15 protein-coding genes are annotated in these 17630 nt (G+C 68.7%); 10 read left to right on the top strand and 5 right to left on the bottom strand.

Annotated elements, in window-relative coordinates; all coding sequences use genetic code 11:
- Positions 1-21: 21 nt before the first annotated feature.
- The gene (locus tag ABLG96_RS19035; protein ID WP_353651589.1) at positions 22-585 is read right to left on the bottom strand and encodes an XRE family transcriptional regulator; all 564 of its coding nucleotides are present in this window, start codon (positions 583-585) and stop codon (positions 22-24) included.
- Between the two features lie 84 nt (positions 586-669).
- On the opposite strand from ABLG96_RS19035, the gene ABLG96_RS19030 reads away from it, so the two are divergent.
- From ABLG96_RS19030 to ABLG96_RS19020, 3 genes are all read left to right on the top strand, one after another.
- A complete protein-coding gene (locus ABLG96_RS19030) occupies positions 670-1626 on the top strand; it encodes an NAD(P)/FAD-dependent oxidoreductase (RefSeq protein ID WP_353648886.1) in 957 nt (318 codons plus the stop codon).
- Between the two features lie 151 nt (positions 1627-1777).
- Positions 1778-3880: a M3 family metallopeptidase gene (locus tag ABLG96_RS19025; protein ID WP_353648885.1), complete on the top strand. Its 2103-nt coding sequence runs from the start codon at positions 1778-1780 to the stop codon at positions 3878-3880.
- A complete protein-coding gene (locus ABLG96_RS19020; RefSeq protein WP_353648884.1) occupies positions 3880-4770 on the top strand; it encodes a phosphoribosylaminoimidazolesuccinocarboxamide synthase in 891 nt (296 codons plus the stop codon). Before ABLG96_RS19025 ends, ABLG96_RS19020 begins: the two co-directional genes overlap by 1 nt.
- Here the strand turns inward: ABLG96_RS19020 and ABLG96_RS19015 are convergent.
- Complete coding sequence (locus ABLG96_RS19015) at positions 4719-6443, bottom strand: GGDEF domain-containing protein (protein WP_353648883.1); 1725 nt, start codon at positions 6441-6443, stop codon at positions 4719-4721. The genes ABLG96_RS19020 and ABLG96_RS19015 overlap by 52 nt on opposite strands.
- A 62-nt stretch (positions 6444-6505) precedes the next feature.
- Positions 6506-8212: a GGDEF domain-containing protein gene (locus ABLG96_RS19010; protein WP_353648882.1), complete on the bottom strand. Its 1707-nt coding sequence runs from the start codon at positions 8210-8212 to the stop codon at positions 6506-6508.
- 536 nt (positions 8213-8748) lie between these two features.
- On the opposite strand from ABLG96_RS19010, the gene cysK reads away from it, so the two are divergent.
- The 4 genes from cysK to ABLG96_RS18990 all read left to right on the top strand — a co-directional run bounded on the left by cysK (position 8749) and on the right by ABLG96_RS18990 (position 11986).
- On the top strand, positions 8749-9684 hold the full coding sequence (cysK, locus tag ABLG96_RS19005) for a cysteine synthase A (RefSeq protein WP_353648881.1): 936 nt from the start codon (positions 8749-8751) through the stop codon (positions 9682-9684).
- Between the two features lie 49 nt (positions 9685-9733).
- Complete coding sequence (gene cysE / locus ABLG96_RS19000) at positions 9734-10330, top strand: serine O-acetyltransferase (protein ID WP_353648880.1); 597 nt, start codon at positions 9734-9736, stop codon at positions 10328-10330.
- Positions 10331-10424: 94 nt separating this feature from the next.
- Entirely contained in the window at positions 10425-11057 is a 633-nt protein-coding gene (locus ABLG96_RS18995) for a DinB family protein (RefSeq protein WP_353648879.1), read from the top strand.
- 71 nt (positions 11058-11128) lie between these two features.
- The gene (locus tag ABLG96_RS18990; RefSeq protein ID WP_353648878.1) at positions 11129-11986 is read left to right on the top strand and encodes a hypothetical protein; all 858 of its coding nucleotides are present in this window, start codon (positions 11129-11131) and stop codon (positions 11984-11986) included.
- A 129-nt stretch (positions 11987-12115) separates the two neighbouring features.
- On the opposite strand, the gene ABLG96_RS18985 is transcribed toward ABLG96_RS18990, so the two are convergent.
- A complete protein-coding gene (locus tag ABLG96_RS18985) occupies positions 12116-12745 on the bottom strand; it encodes an MBL fold metallo-hydrolase (RefSeq protein ID WP_353648877.1) in 630 nt (209 codons plus the stop codon).
- A 23-nt stretch (positions 12746-12768) separates the two neighbouring features.
- Here ABLG96_RS18985 and ABLG96_RS18980 point away from each other — a divergent pair, with 23 nt between their 5' ends.
- Positions 12769-14106, top strand: coding sequence for a CAP domain-containing protein (locus tag ABLG96_RS18980; protein WP_353648876.1), 1338 nt, complete (start codon positions 12769-12771; stop codon positions 14104-14106).
- A gap of 174 nt (positions 14107-14280) precedes the next feature.
- Here ABLG96_RS18980 and ABLG96_RS18975 read toward each other — a convergent pair whose 3' ends face one another.
- Positions 14281-15027 carry a CPBP family intramembrane glutamic endopeptidase gene (locus ABLG96_RS18975; RefSeq protein WP_353648875.1) on the bottom strand — a complete coding sequence of 249 codons (747 nt, stop codon included), beginning with the start codon at positions 15025-15027 and terminating at the stop codon, positions 14281-14283.
- A gap of 130 nt (positions 15028-15157) precedes the next feature.
- Between ABLG96_RS18975 and ABLG96_RS18970 the strand changes: the two genes are divergently transcribed.
- Positions 15158-16444, top strand: coding sequence for an acyltransferase (locus ABLG96_RS18970; protein ID WP_353648874.1), 1287 nt, complete (start codon positions 15158-15160; stop codon positions 16442-16444).
- A gap of 126 nt (positions 16445-16570) precedes the next feature.
- Entirely contained in the window at positions 16571-17536 is a 966-nt protein-coding gene (locus ABLG96_RS18965; protein ID WP_353648873.1) for a hypothetical protein, read from the top strand.
- The last annotated feature ends 94 nt before the right edge of the window (positions 17537-17630 follow it).

Genomic DNA, 17630 nt, shown 5'->3' with positions numbered 1-17630 from the left:
AGGGTTCTCGTGAGCGTCCTTTCAGTGGTCGCCGTCGGGGGAGTGGACGTGCAGGCGATCGCCGTCCTGGTTGAAGATCGAGATGATCCGCGCCGGTCGGGCACCCGCGGCCCCCATGGCATGCGGCACCAGGGTGTCGAACTCGGCAGCCTCACCGCGAGCCAGCACGAGCTCCTGCGATCCGAGCTGCAGCAACAACTTTCCGCTTGTCACGTAGACCCAGTCGCGACCGGGGTGGGTGTTCGGCTCCGGTAACGGGACCCCCGGCTCGTAGTCGATGGCGTAGGCGAGCAGGGTCGAGTCCTCGGGTGCCAGCGGGCGCACCGTCATCCCGGGTCGTCGGAAGGAAGGGCGCGAGACCCGCGGATCGACCGGTGCCGGCACCAGCAGGTCGTCGACCCGGATCCCCAGCGCGCGGGTCAGCGGTATCAACAGCTCCAGGCTGGCCTGACGTTTGCCCGACTCGAGGCGGGAAAGGGTGCTCACCGACATGCCGCCGAGCGGTGCCAGGTCGTCGAGCGTCCACCCCCGTGCGGTGCGCGCGGCTCTGAGTCGAGCGCCGAGCTGCTGGAGTTCTGCCACCATGTCTGTTCCCGTCGTCACGCACCGGACTTGCCAATTCGGCAAGTATACTTGCCACTGTGGTGAATGCCGCGGAGGCTGGATCCCATGGACAACAACGAGTTCGATGTCGTGGTGATCGGTGGCGGAGCGGCGGGTCTGAGTGCAGCGCTGATGGTGGGTCGATCCCTCCGGTCCGTGTTGGTCGTCGATGCCGGCGAGACCCGGAACCGGTTCGCCGACGAGATGCACGGGGTGCTGGGGAACGAGGGCACCTCGCCGGCGGACCTGGTCGCCCGCGGGAGGGTGGAGGTGGAGCAGTACGGGGTGCAGTTCGCCGCAGAGCGCGTGGCCGCGGTGGCAGGACCAGCGGACGGACCAGTGCTCGTCACGGCCGAATCCGGGAGGCGCTGGTCGGCGCGTGCGGTGATCGTTGCGACCGGGGTCGGTGACCGGCTGCCGGACGTTGCTGGACTCGCCGAGCGCTGGGGACACAGCGTCCTGCACTGTCCCTACTGCCATGGCTGGGAGGTCCGGGGGCGCCGGCTCGGCGTGCTCGCGACCTCGGCCTTCGGTCTGCACCAGGTGCAGATGGTGCGACAGCTCAGCGACGATGTGGTGCTGTTCCTGCCGTCGGACGTCCCGCTGGCAGAGACGGACGAGCGGCGGTTGTCGGCGCGGAACGTGCGGATCGTCCGGACCGCTGTCGAGGAGATTCTGGGCGAGGGCCGGGACATCAGCGGCGTACGGCTGGCGGACGGGTCGATCGAACAGATCGAGGCGGTGTTCACCATCGGTACGCCGGTGCTGCACGACGGGTTCCTCGACGGGCTGGGTCTGCAGCGCACCGACGGTCCCTGGGGGAGTTTCCTGACGGTGGACGAATTCGGACGGACCACCCATCCCAGGATCTGGGCAGCCGGCAACGTGGTGAACCCGATGGCCAACGTGCCGCTGGCGATGGGCAACGGGTCGTTCGTGGGAGCAGCGGTCAACGGCTTCCTCGTGACGGAGGACTTCGACCTCGCATCCCGGACTGTCGGATCCATGGCCGGACGGCGCTGAAACCGACCATCCAGAATGCGGCTGGCCGTCCAGAATGCGGCTGGCCGTCCAGCATGCGGTTGGCTGTCCAGCGTGCGCCTGACCATCCAGCATGCGGTGAGCGGACGGCGTGGTTGGCGGGCTCGATGCGGTGCGTGATGGACTGTCTGTCATGTCAGCTCCTCCAGCACCGACTCCGCCCCTGCCGGCCGACAACCCGTTCGCGCGGCCGTCCGATCTCCCGTTCGGTCTGCCCCGGTTCGCCGACATCGAGCTCGAGCACTACCTGCCCGCGTGGGAGCACTTCGCGGCCGAGCACCTGGCCGAGATCGCCGCGATCGTCGCCGATCCCGCGGTGCCGGACTTCGAGAACACCCTGGTCGCCCTGGAGCGCAGCGGCCAGGGTCTGAACCGGGTGGCCCTGGTGTTCTTCAACCTCGTCGGATCGATGGCCACCGCCGACATGCAACAGCTGGAAGCCGAGCTGTCCCCGCGGCTGGCGGCGCACTTCGACGAGATCAAGCTGAACCCCGATCTGTTCCAGCGGATCGACGCCGTCCACCGCGGCCGCTTCGATCTGGCACTCGATGCGCAGCAGATCGCGCTCGTGGAGCGGCACCATGCCGATTTCGTGTTGGCCGGAGCGCGCCTCGACGCGCAGGGTCGGGACGAGCTGAAGAGCCTCAACCAGCAGGTCGCCACCCTGGGCAGCATCTTCCAGCGGCAGCTGCTCGCCGACACCGAGGCCAGTGCCCTGCTGCTGACCGGGGCCGAGATGGTCGGAGTCGGTGCCGACGCGATGGCGGCGACGGCGGCGGCGGCCGAGAAGCGTGGAGAGCAGGGGCATCTGGTTGCGCTGGGGTTGCCGAGCCAGCAGCCGTTGCTCGCCTCGCTCGGTGACCGGGACGTCCGAGCCCGGTTGTACGAGGCCTCGGTCAACCGCGCGTCTGCCGGCGAGACCGACAACGCCCCGATCGCGCAGCAGATCGCCGTGCTGCGGGCCCGATCGGCGCAGCTCCTCGGGTTCGACACCTACGCAGACCTGGTCGCCTCCGACCAGACGGCGCGCACCTCGGCCGCCGTCGACGCGATGCTCTCCCGGATGGTGCGGCCGGCGGCTGCGCGCCGAGCAGCTGAAGCGGAACTGTTGCAGGAGTTCGCTTCCCGTGACGGGATCGATCTCGAACCATGGGACTGGTCGTACTACGCTTCGCAGGTGGAGGCTGAACGGTTCCAGGTGGACACCGCGCAGCTGAAGCCCTACTTCGAACTCGAACGGGTGCTCGTCGACGGGGTCTTCCACGCGGCGGAGCGCCTGTACGGCATCACCTTCCGGCCGCGTCCCGATCTCGTCGGCTACCACCCGGAGGTGCGGGTGTGGGAGGTCGTCGATCATCCCGCATCCGGTGAGGAGACCATCCTCGGGCTCTACCTGGGCGATTTCTTCGCGCGCGACATCAAACGCGGTGGTGCCTGGATGACGAACTTCGTCGAGCAGAGCCACCTGCTCGGCACGAAGCCGGTGATCCTCAACGTCCTGAACGTGGCCCAGGCGCCGGAGGGCACGCCGACGCTGCTGACGCTCGACGAAGTCCGGACGTTCTTCCACGAGTTCGGACACTGCTTGCACGGACTGTTCTCCGATGTCACCTACCCGCGGTTGTCCGGTACCAGCGTTCCGCGCGATTTCGTCGAGTTCCCCAGCCAGGTGAACGAGATGTGGGCGCTGGAGCCGGAGATCGTCCGGAACTACGCGCGGCACGTCGAGACCGGCGAGGTGCTCCCGCAGCTAATGCTCGATGCGCTGCACCGGGCTTCGGTGTGGGGGCAGGGTCAGGGGACCTCCGAGATGCTCGGTGCGACACTGCTGGACCAGGCCTGGCACCGCATCCAGTCCGACGAGGACATCGACGACCCCATCGATTTCGAGGAACAGTCGTTGGTGGCAGCAGGGATTGCGGATGAACTGGTGCCGCCGCGGTACCGGACCACCTACTTCCAGCACATCTTCGCCGGGCTCGGCGGATACGCGGCCGGGTACTACTCCTACCTGTGGTCGGAAGTGCTGGACGCCGATACTGTCGAATGGTTCCGGTCCAACGGCGGGCTGACCCGTGAGAACGGGGACACGTTCCGCCGCAAGCTGTTGGCCGTCGGCAGTACGCGGGATCCGATGACCTCCTTCGCCGATGTCGTCGGCCGGGAGCCCGACATCACCCCGCTGCTGCGCCGACGTGGTCTGCTCGACGACGCTGATGGAGACGAAGGCGCCTGATGGCCCGACTGCAGGACTACCAGCATCTGGCCTCCGGCAAGGTCCGCGAGATCCACCGGGTCGACGAACAGACGCTGCTGTTCGTGGCCACCGACCGGATCAGCGCCTACGACCACATCCTGCCGACCCCCATCCCCGACAAGGGCCGGGTGTTGACGGCGATGAGCATGTTCTGGTTCGAACTGCTCGCCGATCTGGTGCCGAACCACGTGGTGTCCGTGCAGGATCCGCGCATCCCCGCCGAGGTGCTCGGCCGGGCCATGCTGGTGCGCACCCTCGAGATGGTCCCGGTCGAATGCGTCGCCAGGGGCTATCTCGCCGGTTCCGGGCTGCTCGAGTACCGCTCCAGCGGGACGGTCTGCGGGATCCCGCTGCCGGCCGGCATGACGGAGTCCTCACGGCTGCCGGAGCCGATCTTCACCCCGGCGGCGAAGGCCGACGTGGGACTGCACGACGAGAACATCGACTATGCGCACGTGGTCGGCATGGTCGGTGAGGCGGCGGCCGCCGAGCTCCGCGCGCTGACCCTCGCCATCTACGGTCGGGCCGCAGGACATGCAGCAGATCGCGGAGTGTTGTTGGCGGACACCAAGTTCGAGTTCGGCCGCACTCCGGACGGGACGCTCGTGCTCGGTGACGAGGTGCTGACCCCGGACTCCTCCCGTTTCTGGCCGGCCGCCGAGTACCGGGAGGGCCGGGCCCAGGCGTCCTTCGACAAGCAGTACGTCCGCGATTGGCTCACCTCCGCCGCGTCCGGCTGGGACCGGCATTCCGACACCCCGCCGCCGGAGCTCCCCGCGGAGGTGGTGACCGCCACCCGTGACCGGTACATCCAGGCCTATGAGCTCATCTCGGGATCGTCGCTCGCGGATTGGCCGGGCGGCCCCTGAGCGGCCTGCGCGTGCGCCAGGACGACGGCTCGATGGCGGGAATGCTTGCTGTGCAACAGGTCCTGGTCGGCCTGCAGCAACAGTTCGGACAGGTTGGTGCCCGTCCCGGTCTCGCTGATCCCCCGGCTGAAGGTCACCGGCCCATCGACGCCCGGAAGGGCTGCCGAGCTGTCGGCGAAGCGTGAGACCATCGCGTCGAGCAGCTGGTGGGTGCCGTCGAGCGATCGGCTGCGCAGCAGCACCACGAACTCGTCGCCGCCGTACCGGACGGCCAGATCGCCCGGCCGCAGGATGTGCCGGAGCTCCGCGCCGAACAGCCGGAGCACCTCGTCGCCCAGTTGGTGGCTGTGACGGTCGTTGAGCTGCTTGAGGTCGTCCAGGTCCAGGAAGGCCAGACACCCGGCTGATCCGTCGTCATTGGACTGTGCCACCAGCTGCTCGAGTTCCGGGAGAGCGCGGCGATCGCGGACCCCGGTGAGCGCGTCGATCGAGATGGAGGTCAGGTCAGCCGGGTTCAGGAGCAACCGGGCGCGTTCGGTGGCCTGGGCGTAGTCGGCGTCGAGTGCCTGTCGGTCGCGGCGGCGCTGGGCCACCAACACCTCGAGCGTGTCGACCAGGGCGTCGTCACGGGCGGGCGACGATGTCGCAGACTGTTCCAGCAGGATCGACTCGGCCCACACGGCGAAGCTGATGCTGCGGTGGGCATGCTGGGCGGGCAGCGACTGCTCGGCCCTGGCCAGTTCGATGGCTGCCTGTTCCGGGTCCCCGGAGAGCCGGCGGCGGCGGGCCGAGGCCAGTCGACAGATCGCCGCGTGATCAGGACGGAGGAAGTCCCCGCGCTGCAGCACCGCGTCCAGCGCCGCCGGCGCGCTCGGGTGGTCGGCCAGATCGCCGGCGGCCGCGCCCAGGGCCGAGGCGGCGGTGCGCAGCCACGAGCCCGGTGCCCGCAACACCGGTTCGTCGAGGGTCTGCGCGAACCATCTGGCCGATTCGGTGAAGCACCGCTTCGCGCGCTGTGCGTCCCCGCTCGTCGAGGCCTCCAGCCCGTCCGACAAGTGGGTCCAGCCGATGTTGAACCTGGCCACTGCCGGTGCCATCGCGTCGGCGTCGGCCAACACCTCCGGCGCCAGCATGGCCCGGAGATGGTTCCTGGCTTCCGCGTACAGCCCGCTGCGCATGAGTCCCAGCCCCAGCAGGTTCGCCGCCAGCGTCCGCACATACAGCTCCGCAGGTGTCTCGTCGTCCCGAGCGGCCGTCGAGAGGGCGCCGAGCAGGGCGGTCGCCCGCCCGAGATCGGCGACCGCACTTGCCGGTTGCCCGAGCGATGCCCTGGTGAGAGCCCTGGCGGCCCTGGCGACCGTCTCGGCGGACGTGGACCTGGTGCGCGTCGCCTCCTGGAGCATCCGCTCGGCCAACACCAGTGGGTCGCCGGCCCTCGCATCGCTCTGCACGGTCACGAACCACACCACCAGCACCCACCACCGGCGTGGGTCCTCGGGCGCCAGCTGCTCGTCCCATCGGCCGCACCGATCGGCCAGGTCGACCGCCCGACCCGATTGTGCTTCGTTGAACAGCGAACGCAACGACGTGACGTCGAACTCCGGCAGCGGAGGCGTCGAGGAGTCATCGGTGGAGGGCTGTGCAGCCTCGCCGTCGACCGATGGACACGTCACAGGCCCATCCTGCCCGGTCACCTACTCCGATGGGTAAGATTCACTCGAAAAGCGCATCCCGATCACCCGGACGGCGTAGGACGATCCAACTTCTGCTCCAGCATCATCCGGTCCGCGGATTCGATCAGTGCCTCCACCGTCGATGCGGCATCGACGGCGACCACCCCTCGGGTGAACGTGCAGCCGACCTCGGTGCCGAGGATCCTCGCGGTCGCGGTCGCGAAATCGGTCGCAGCCGTGTCCAGTGCGAGGCCCGCAGCGGCCGGCGACCGACGGTGGAACACCATCACGAACTCGTCGCCGCCGTACCGCATGACTAGATCGCCCGGGTGCATCGCCGATCGCAGGGACCGACCGAGCTGTCGGAGCACCTCGTCCCCCACCAGATGCGTGTGCTGGTCGTTGATCTGCTTGAACTCGTCCAGATCGATGAACACCAACGCACCGTTTCCGCCACTGCTGCGCATCTCGGTGAGCAACGACGCCATGTCGCGCTCCAGCACCCGCCGATTGTGGACACCCGTCAGGACGTCCACCGAGGCGAGCCGGCTGAGCTGGCTGTGTTCTGCGTACTGCAACTCGTGGGCGAGGGCCTCCTCGTAGGCGGTGTACCGGGAAGCCAACTCGCCCTGTCGCTCCTCCAGCAGTACCCGCAGCATCTGTTGGTGCGCCGATCCGGCGGGGTCCGGTTCTCGTCCGTCCGTCACGACCGCGATGGATTCCGTCATCACCAGAGCACTGATCGAGCGGAACGAGCGATCCGGGAGGAGCAGCGAGCGGGCCTGCTCCAGAGCCGCAATCGCCTCGACGTTCCGTGATCGCAACCGCATTCCGCGGCCCAGGGCGAGCAGCACCACTGCCCGGTGCTCGGGCCGCAGGTACTCGCCGTCCTCCAGCACTCCTCCCAGCTCGTCCAGCAACCCGTCGTCTCCTCCGAGCACGCCCATCGCCAGTCCGAGTGCGCTGATGGCCCTGACCATGGCTGGGGAAGCGAACTGCGGGTGCGCATCGGCGACCGCGGCATCGAAGGCGGACCTGGCCCGCCGGAAGGTCTGCTGCGCGTCCGCGGCCCGGTCCTCGATCAACAACTCGAGTGCTTCACCGAGATACGTCCAGCCGATGTTGCCGTCGGTGACGAACCGCAGTCCGACCAGGGTGGCATCGTCGGCCATCTCGCGCAGCAGCCGCAGGCGGTACCGGGCATGGTCGTTCAGGCCGTTGCGCATCAAACCCTGGGCCAGGGTGTTCAGCGCTGTCGCTGCAACACCGCGGGCGAACTCCCGATCGCGGGGCACCGGGGTGACCGAGTCCAGCAGCACCGTGGCCTTGGCCAGGTCGATGACAGCATTCGCGGCCCGCCCCTTCGTCCCGCCAACGATCGCACGGGCTGCCCTCGCAATGGACTCGAGCGCGGCATCGTGCAGTCGGACAGCGCGGTCGACGAGGGCCTCGGCCATCGCTTCCTCGTCCCCCAGGGTGGGTTCGGCCTGGATCGCGGTGAACGAGACGAACCGGAACCAGAACTGGCGGGGGTCGTCGTCCGGCAGTGCCGAGATCCACGTCCGGCCGGCCTCGATCACCTCACCGCCGTCGCCCGATTGCGCGCGGGTGACCAACCCGCGGATCAGCAGGTAGCTGAGCTCCGGTGGAGCTTCGGGTAGCCGGGCGCTGTCCGGCGATGCGTCAACCGGCTGCATGCTGGACGAATCGGTGCCCGACTCCGCCCGCGCAGTACCGGCCTGGGGGTCCCGCCCCGGGGTATCCACCACGTCCACTCCGCTTCCGACCCAGCCCCGGCCGTCCTGCTCAGGCCCGGCAGCCGTGCTCCCTCGGCACAGGGTAGTGCGCGGACCCGTTCGGCGGACCTGCTTGTCCACACCCCGCTCGACGGCCTTGCCTCACGTAACCTGGGAGCACGGGCCTGCGTCGAGTGCCCGACGAAACTTCTGGAGGTCGGCATGGGGTACTCGCCGTTCGACCTCGAAGCGATCCCGGTGGCCACCCGCACGGCGATCGTGCGCGCCGCCTGTTGTCCCTGTGCGCAGGGCGTCGGAGGCCGTCGACGGGTCTGACCCGTCATCACCCTCTCGGCAGTCCGTGCCGACCAGCCGGACCCCACGACGCCCGACCGTGCTGTGCTGCAACCCGTTACCGCGCATCACATCCGCTCCTGCCCCACCCCATCAGTTGTCTGCCCTGTCCGTAGTACCAACTGTCCGTAGAACCCACTGTCTGTAGTACCCACTGTCCGTAGTACCCACTGTGCCGACGGCGCCGCTGCCGGCCGAACCGGAGGACCGTTCCCATGCCCCAGATCTATGACGACGTCACCCAGCTCGTCGGTCGTACCCCGCTCGTGCGGATCAACCGTCTCACCGAGGGCGCCGGCGCCACCGTGCTGGCGAAACTGGAGTTCTACAACCCGGCCAGCTCCGTCAAGGACCGCATCGGGGTCGCGATCGTCGACGACGCAGAGGCCACCGGTGCGCTGCGGCCGGGCGGCACCATCATCGAGGCCACCAGCGGGAACACCGGGATCGCTCTCGCCATGGTCGGCGCGGCCCGCGGCTACGACGTCGTGTTGACGATGCCGGACTCGATGAGCAAGGAGCGCCGCGCGCTGCTGCGCGGTTACGGCGCCGAACTGGTGCTCACGCCGGCTGTCGAGGGGATGGCGGGTGCGGTCCGCCGCGCCGAGGAGATCGCCGCGGAGCGACCGGGATCCGTCCTGGCGCGTCAGTTCGCCAACGAGGCCAACCCGCGGGTGCACCGCGCAACGACAGCTGAGGAGATCTGGGCCGACACCGACGGGAACGTCGATGCGCTGGTCTCCGGGATCGGCACCGGCGGCACCATCACCGGTGTCGGTCAGGTGCTCAAGTCGCGGCGGGAGGGCTTCAAGGTCTTCGCGGTGGAACCGGCAGAGTCGCCCATCCTCAACGGTGGATCCCCTGCAGGACACAAGATCCAGGGTATCGGGGCCAACTTCGTCCCGGAGATCCTGGACACCGGCGTCTACGACGAGGTGCTCGACATCGATGCCGGCACCGCAGTCGCCTGGGCACGTCGCGCGGCGACCGAGGAGGGATTGCTGGTCGGCATCTCGTCCGGTGCTGCGTTGGCCGCCGCCGATACGATCGCCCGGCGCCCGGAGTTCGACGGCAAGACCATCGTCGTGATCATTCCCTCCTACGGCGAGCGCTACCTCTCGACCGTGCTGTTCGAGGGTTTGGTCGACTGAGATGTCCCGTAGCGCCGCAGATCTCACTGAACCGGAGACAGAACCTCTTGTGCTGCAGCAGGTTGTGGTCTCCGGGCAGAAGCCGTCGTTGCGGGCACTGCTGGTCGAGGATCTGCGGACGGCTCGCCGACGCGATCCGGCAGCCAGATCGCTGTGGGAGATAGCCCTGCTGTACCCGGGTGTGCACGCACTCTGGGCGCACCGGGTGGCGCACCGGCTCTGGACGTCATCCCGTCCGCTGCGCTTCCCGGCGCGCGTGCTGTCCCAGCTGAGCCGGTTGGCCACCGGCGTCGAGATCCATCCGGGTGCCGTGATCGGGCGACGGTTCTTCATCGACCACGGCATGGGTGTGGTGATCGGCGAGACGGCGACGGTGGGTGAGGACGTGCTGATGTTCCACGGCAGCACGCTGGGCGGTGTGTCGATGTCCCGCGGGCGTCGGCACCCGGCCGTTGGTGACCGGGTGCTGATCGGGGCCGGAGCGAAGGTGTTGGGGCCCATCACCATCGGTGACGACGCGAAGGTCGGCGCCAATGCCGTTGTCGTCGTCAGCCTCGGGTCGGGAATGGTGGCCGTCGGGCCGAAGGCGATCGTGGTCCGTGACCGGAAGGTGGACGACGCCGTCGACCCGGCGATCTACATCTGAGCCGTCGACACGGCGACGTACGCCTGGAGCCGCATCCGCCGGCCGGATCGGGTCACTGCTTGCGCCTCCGATCCGGTCGGTGTCGGATGGGTCGATGAGCACGGACCAGGATGATGCGGGGCACGGGCGCTGGGCGTCGTTGTACGGGCGGGTGCTGGATGCGCTGGAGGACCTGCTGGCCGGGATCGACCCGGCAACGGAGCAGGGAGAAGTCCCGGCAACCCCGGGCTGGACCGTGCGCCAGGTCGTCGCGCACCTGGCCGGCACCGCCTCCGACATCACCACCGGGCGGATGGCTGGTGCGCCCGGGTCGGCGTGGACCGCACGCCAGCTGGCCGAACGGGACGGGGTACCGATGGCAGAGCTGCTCGCCGAACTGCGCTCCACCCAGCGGTCGTTCGGGATCATCGCCGAGGGCGCGTCGGCGGGGGCGTTCAACGCGGTCGTCCATCATGCAGACCTGACGGAAGCCCTGGTAGCGCACCGGCAGGACGAGGCCCTGTTCCTGCCGGTGCTGCAGGATCAGCGGCACCGGTGGTCGACCTTGTCGCTGCGGCTACCCGACGACCCGGGTCTCGCGGGGCTTCGCTCGGTGGATCCCTACCTGCTGTCCAGGGCCCTGTTCACCCGCCTGGACCGCAGCGCCGTGCGGGCCCTGGTCGGTCCCGGCCCGACCGACGCCGAGGTGGACGGACTCGGGCTCTTCGGGCCGCCGGCCGACCGCTGACGGCAGCGCCGCAGCGGGTCGGAGCGGCTCGGGATCCGCACCGTCCTTCCGCCTGCTCCTACGATGACCCGATGGACAAGCGGGTGACGGGGGTCACCATCATCGTCGTCGGTCTGCTCGCCGTCGTCGTCCTGAGCGGCCTGCAGGGCCGGCTGGTGTCGGGCATCGCCGGGCACGGTCCGAGCGTCCGACCGGGTGACTGCGCCCGACTCGATCCGGCTCCCCAGCTCGGGAACTCCTCCGACATCCGTCGCTCCCCGGTCCCGGTTGCCACCTACGCCGAGTGTGCAGGGGCCGGTGTCGGCACCGTCATCGGCGGCACCGAGCGGCCCCAGCTGCCGGAGTCCGAGACCCCGATCGGTTACCAGGACCTGCTGAGCCAATGCAGGACTCCGCTGCAGAGCTACCTCTTCGGCCGGATCGGGGGCGGCTACTCGTGGGACGTCACCGGCACACATCTGACGTTCCAGCCGTCGACGGCCGCCGTCGCCGTGCCCGCGCGCGCTGCGGTGCAGGACGCGCCGGGAGTGTGTGTGCTCGCCCGCCAGGGTGCCGACGACGCGCTCGATCCGATCGCCGTCGACGAGGCACGGCCCGGCGACGTGCTCGGCGTCTGCGCCCCGTCCTGGGACGATCGGCAGTTCGCCGCCTGCGACCGACCGCACCGGGTGGAGATCATGGCAATGGTCACGGAGCGCCGGATCAGGATGGGGGTGGACCTGCGCGGACGCGAGGGGTGCGAGGCCTTCCTGGCGTTGGCGACCGGGCTGCCGGATCCCACACTGGGTGGCCGGCTCACCCTGCTGATGGATCCGATCCCCACGAACGCTGCTGCGCCGGTGATGTGCGCACTGGGGGTGACGGATCCGAACCAGGAGCTGCAGGGTTCGCTGGTCGGGATCGAGGACGGGCCAGTTCCGTGGGTATGACCGGAAGCGTCCCTCCGGTCCGGCGGTTGAGCTCCGGGCCGGGCATCCCCGCCGGAGGCATCGTGCCGCGACGGTGGTCGTTCTCGTCGATCGCCACCTGTCGCCGCTCCGAGCGATGAGCCACCAGCGTTACAGATCGACGGGCTCGCCGTCGTCGAGGTCGAGCCAGCGCAGACCCTCCGGGCCCATCTGGGCCAGTCGCGTGTAATACATGACCTTCGTCGACAACAGCGCATCGTGGATCGGGATCGAAGTCTTCGGGGCGACCGCCCGTTCGAAGTCGATGGCTTCCTTCATGGCCATCCAGGGCGCCATCACGGGCACCGCAAGGATCTCCACCTCGGCGTCCGGAACCTGCAGTGAGTCGCCCGGGTGGAAGAGCCGTCCGCCGACCAGGAATCCGACGTTGCCGAAGCACGGCAGGTCGGCGTGGATGATCGCGTGCTCGCCGCCGAAGGTACTGATCGGGATCCCGGCGTCGAAGCTCTCACCCGGGCCCACCACAGTCGCCTCGACACCGACTGCCGTGAGCTTCGCCGCCGCTGCCTGCTCGGCGTAGACGAGGACCCCGGGGTTGTTCCGGACCAGAGCGGCCGTGCGATCGGCGTCGACGTGGTCGTCGTGCACGTGCGTCACCAGGATCGCGGTCAGCGAGGTGAGCTCGTCGAAACCGGTGGAGAACGAGCCCGGATCGATGAGGACCGAGGTTGCCCCGTCGGTTACGGACAGACACGAGTGGCCGAACTTCTGGATGCGCATTCACCCAGTCGATCACAGCGGGGATGCCGATCACCAGAGAGGATCAGCGGGAGCACGTGAGTGCGGCGCGCGGGCAGCCGTTGGCCGGCCCGACAGCGACGACGACGGCAACGACGACGACGACGATGGCAACGACAACGACGACGGCAACGACGACGGCAACGAAGGTCAGGGGTCCCAGGGCGATGAGCGTACGAGGCAGAGCAAGGTCCGGGGCGGTCGGCGTGCTGTCGGCCGCACTGGTCGTCGGTGCGGCGCTGACCGGAGTGGCGACCGTCGGTGTCGGGACGGCAGCCGCGGCGCCCACCGGATCGCAGTACCTGGTGTGGAGTTCCGACGTCGCCAGCAACACCTTCGCCGGGGCGGCACTGTTCGGCTCGGCCGGGCAGCAGGTGCTGGTCGGGGACTGGAACGGTGACGGCAAGGACGGGTTCGCCGTGCGCAACGGCAACGTCTTCTCCTTCCGCAACAGCCCGACATCCGGCCCGGTGGAGTTCTCCGTGCGACTCGGATACCCCGGTGACGCGGTGCTGGTCGGCGACTGGGACGGCAACGGGACCGACACCATCGCCACCCGAAACGGGACGAAGTTCACCTGGATCAACACGCTCTCCACGAATGCCGGGACACGGTCGCTGAACTGGGGTCTGGCGTCGGACGTGCCGCTGGCCGGCGACTGGAACGGCGATCGCCGGCACTCCTTCGGGCTGCGTCGGGGCACCACCTTCCTGTTCATCAACACCATGACGAGCACGAAGATCAACTACAACGCGGTCGTCGGCCGGACCAGCGACCAGGTGCTGATCGGTGATTGGAACGGCGACCGTCGCAGCACCATTGCGCTCAAGCGGGGCAACCAGTACCTGTTCCACAACGCCATCGGCGCCCAGGACATCCCGGTGGTCAGCACCTGGGGCAGCGGCACGGGTCGGGTGTTCGCGGGCAACTTCGTCGGCCGGATCGCCGACGGACGGCGGATCGACAGCCTCGGCGCCGTGCGCGGCAACGACGCCAAGATCGACGTCTGGCTGCTGACCAACTCCGAGCGCGCGAAGCGCGGCTTGCGGGTGCTCAAGTACAGCCAGTGCCTGGAGACCAGGTACTCCCAGCCGGTGGTGGTCGAGAACGCCAGCCGCGGTCGGCTCCAGCACCAGCAGCTGGCCCGCGGGCTGTGCGTGAAGGACGCCTACGGCGAGAACATCGCCGCCGGCTATACCTCGCCGACGTCCGTCATGCAGGGTTGGATGAACTCCGCGGGCCACCGGGTGAACATCCTCAATCCGCGCTGGACCGTGATGGCCGCCGGCTACACGCTCTCGGGCAGCAGCTACCGCTACTGGTGGGCGCAGAACTTCGGCTGAACCGGCCCGGTCGTTCCCTGACGGGATCTCGTGGTCGATAACCGTTGTGGCGCACCGGGATCTCGACTCGCTCGTTCCTCGGTCGCTCGATCAGCGGAAACTTCGGTGGTCGAGCGACGAAGGAATCGAGACCCTGACGTGCGTCGAGACCGGTCGTGTCCCGTCGTGATCGCGTCAGTGCATGAGCAGCCAGGCGGCGACGAAGCCGAGTGAGTTCGTCGCCCAGTGCAGCAGCATCGTGGTCTTGATGCCCTTGCCCAGCCGGGCCAGACCGCACATCAGCACGCCGGCCACCGTCATCGAGACCACGGCGAGCACGGTCGCCACGAACTGGTTGCCGCCCAACACGTCCGAGACGGCAGCGTTCCCGGTGGCGATGCCGATCGAGGGCAGGATGTGCCACAGGCCGAACAGGAACGACGCTCCCATCACCGGCCCCCACTTCCAGCGGATGGCCGGGGACGCGCCCATCAGTGCGGGCAGCACCCCACGGAAGGCGACCTCCTCGATCACCACTGTGCCCAGCGGGATCCGCAGCAGGACCTGATAGAGCATCAGCCCGATGGAGGCGTCGCGGGCCCGGCTGTCGATGAAGGCGTCGCGGGTACTGGGGATGGCCATCCCGATGCCGAAGATCAGCGCGGTCCCCGCCGCGAGCAACAGCCCGACCCCGACCGGCCGGTGCCAGTGCCGGATGCCCAGCCCGGCCGCCACCGGCCCGGTCCCGGCCCGGTGCGCCACGAACAGCAGCGCCACCGCCATACCGAAGTTCCACGGGATGTACGCCCACCCGGGAATCACCCGGTTGGCCATCACGTTGCTCAGCACCAGCAGCGCGATCACCACCAGCAGACCGACGCGGCGTCGGCGAGATCCGGTCGACGGATCGACGAGGCCGGGGTCGGGTGTCAGCACACTCATCCTTCTATGGTGACGGCCGGAATCGTGAGGTTCCTGTGAGACGAGCTGATCCGGACCCTGCCCGATGGCTGATGGTCCCTCCGGGCCGGCGCAAGGGTGCGACGATGGTGCTGAGCGAGGGAGTAGCCAGATGGGTGACCAGGGGACCGTACGCAGCAGGGCCAGGAAGCAGCCGCCGGCCCAGCGTGACCCGTACGCCGATTTCCTGCGCTCGTTCTCGCTCCTCGTCGTCATCCTGTGGCACTGGTGTTTCACCATCCTCATCTGGCGGGCCGACGGTCCGACGGCCACCAGCCCGCTGGGCTTCACCGACGGCCTCTGGATCCTGACCTGGCTGCTGCAGGTGATGCCGATCTTCTTCTACATCGGCGCCTACGTGCACCTGCAGTCGTGGGAGCGTGCTTCCGCCCGAGGCGAGAAGTTCTGGCACTTCGCCGTGCGCCAGGCCAGGTCGTTGGCGGTGCCCTCCGGCGCGCTGCTGTTGGTCTGGATCGTCACCGGCATCGTCGTCACCAGCATCTTCGACATCGAGTGGATGTGGACAGCGGTCATCATGGTGGTCTCGCCGCTGTGGTTCGTGGCGACCTATCTCATGTTCATCCTGATGATGCCACTGACGGTCTGGTTGCACCGCCGCTACGACATGCTGGTGCTCGTGGTGATGGGCGGGCTGGCGATCATCGTCGACATCCTGCGCTTCCGCTACCAGATCCCGTATGTCGAATACATCAACATGATCTTCGTCTGGGGCTTCGCCTTCCAGCTGGGCTTCTTCCACGGCCGGATCACCGGTGTCCGCGACGCGCCGCGCTACTCGGACGGGCGGATCGACTTCGAGTACCAGGCAGAGCGGTCCCGGCAGCTGGGCAGGGTGATGACGGCGGTCGGCCTGTTCGCGCTGGTCGGCCTGGTGTTCTCCGGTCTGTATCCGGGTTCGATGGTGGGCGTACCAGGCCAGGGGTCGAACATGGCACCCCCGACGGTCTGCATCATCGCCCTGACGATCTTCCAGGTGGGATTCGTGGAGCTGATTCGCCCCGCGATCGTCCGAGCGCTGGCGAAGGACGGCTGGTTCGCCAAGGTGATGGGCGTCTTCACCCGGTTCTCGCTCCCGCTGTTCCTGTTCCACACCACCGGAATGGCGCTCTCCCGCGGCATCGAGTGGTCGATCTTCGGTCGGGACTCCGAGAGCACGGTGCCGGACCTGCAGTGGTGGCTGCTGCGCCCGGTGGCGATCATCGGACCGTTGATCTGCACCCTGCCGGTGATCTTCCTGTTCGGTCGGAAGTGGCAGAACAAGCCGTCGCCGGTGACGAAGCGGCCCGACCTCCGCGGCGACGACGACGTCGGTGACGGCGGAGATCAACCCGTGCACGAGAGCCGGGCCCACCGTCGGGAGAAGATCCCACCCGGCTGAGTCCCGCCGACCAGCATCAACGTTCCTGTATCGACGTCACTGCATTGACGTGCCGGGGACGACGGGCGACGATCCCACCGGAGGCATCGCGCCGGGTTCTCCGGACGGTCGAACAGGGAGGGCGTCATGCGTCGAGAGCTGCAGTCCGGGGTGCTGCTGGCGGTACTGGCGCTGACGGGTGCGAGCATCAGCGGCTGCGGCGCCGAGCCCTATCGGCCGGCCGACGAGCAGCAGGTCGGCGCGTGCGACGGGGTAGCGCGACCGGCAGAGCTGTCGTTGATCCCACCCGATGCCGTCATCACCGACGTGGCCATCTGCGTCGGACCGGTCGAGCAGTACGTCGGCGGCCAGGGTCTGTACACCTTCGACACGGTGCGGACCCTGCCGGCCGCGAAGATCCCGGAGCTGATGGCGGGCCTCACGCTTCCCGATGCGTCGGGCACCGCCGAGGCCTGCAGCTTGGTGCTGATCAGGGGCACTCCGGCGTTCACCGTGACCCTGGCTGACGGCTCCCGGATCAGGCCTGGAGTTCCCGGCGACGGCTGTCACCTCCGCGGCGAGGCGACGAAGGCATTCTCCGACCTGTCGTCGATGCCCGTCCGGAGCAAGGTGCGCGGCAAGCAGGTCAGTACCGAGTTCGAGATCGCCACCGGCTGCGAATCGTCGGGCAAGAGTGTCGCGATCCAGATCGATGCCCAGGACGGGACCCGAGCCCGGTTGCCGGGGTTGCCGTCCGGCGCGATCAGTGTCTGCCGGTACCGCAACGGCCAGGACCAGGAGGGGCCCCTGGTCGCTGCCGGACTGCCGAGCCGCGCTGCCGTCGTCGCGACCTGGCCGGTCGCGTCCGCGCTCAGCACGCCGACCTGCGCTAGGCCCGCGGACGTCATGACCGGGCCGGCGGTCGACTGGGTGACCGTCCGGCAGGCGGCGATCAAGCCCTACCGGTTCGACGGGACCGGCTCCCGACTGCTGGCCTTCGTCGAACTGGGCGGCTGCCGCCGACTGGTGACGTCCAGAGGCGGTGTGGCCGGATCGTTGGACCAGGCGACGGTGGAAGCGCTGGCAGCCCTCGCCGACACCCCGGTCGGCTGAGCTCCCAACCGTGCTCCTGGACCGGCCCCAGAAACGTCGATCACCCCGGCGGGAGTCGATCCCACCGGAGTGATGACGGTCTGCTGCACCTGCG

The sequence above is a fragment of the Nakamurella sp. A5-74 genome, assembly GCF_040438885.1.
Classification (GTDB): Bacteria; Actinomycetota; Actinomycetes; order Mycobacteriales; family Nakamurellaceae; genus Nakamurella.
The sequence above is the reverse complement of the archived record's forward strand: the minus strand, read 5'-3'. Positions and strand labels throughout refer to the sequence as shown.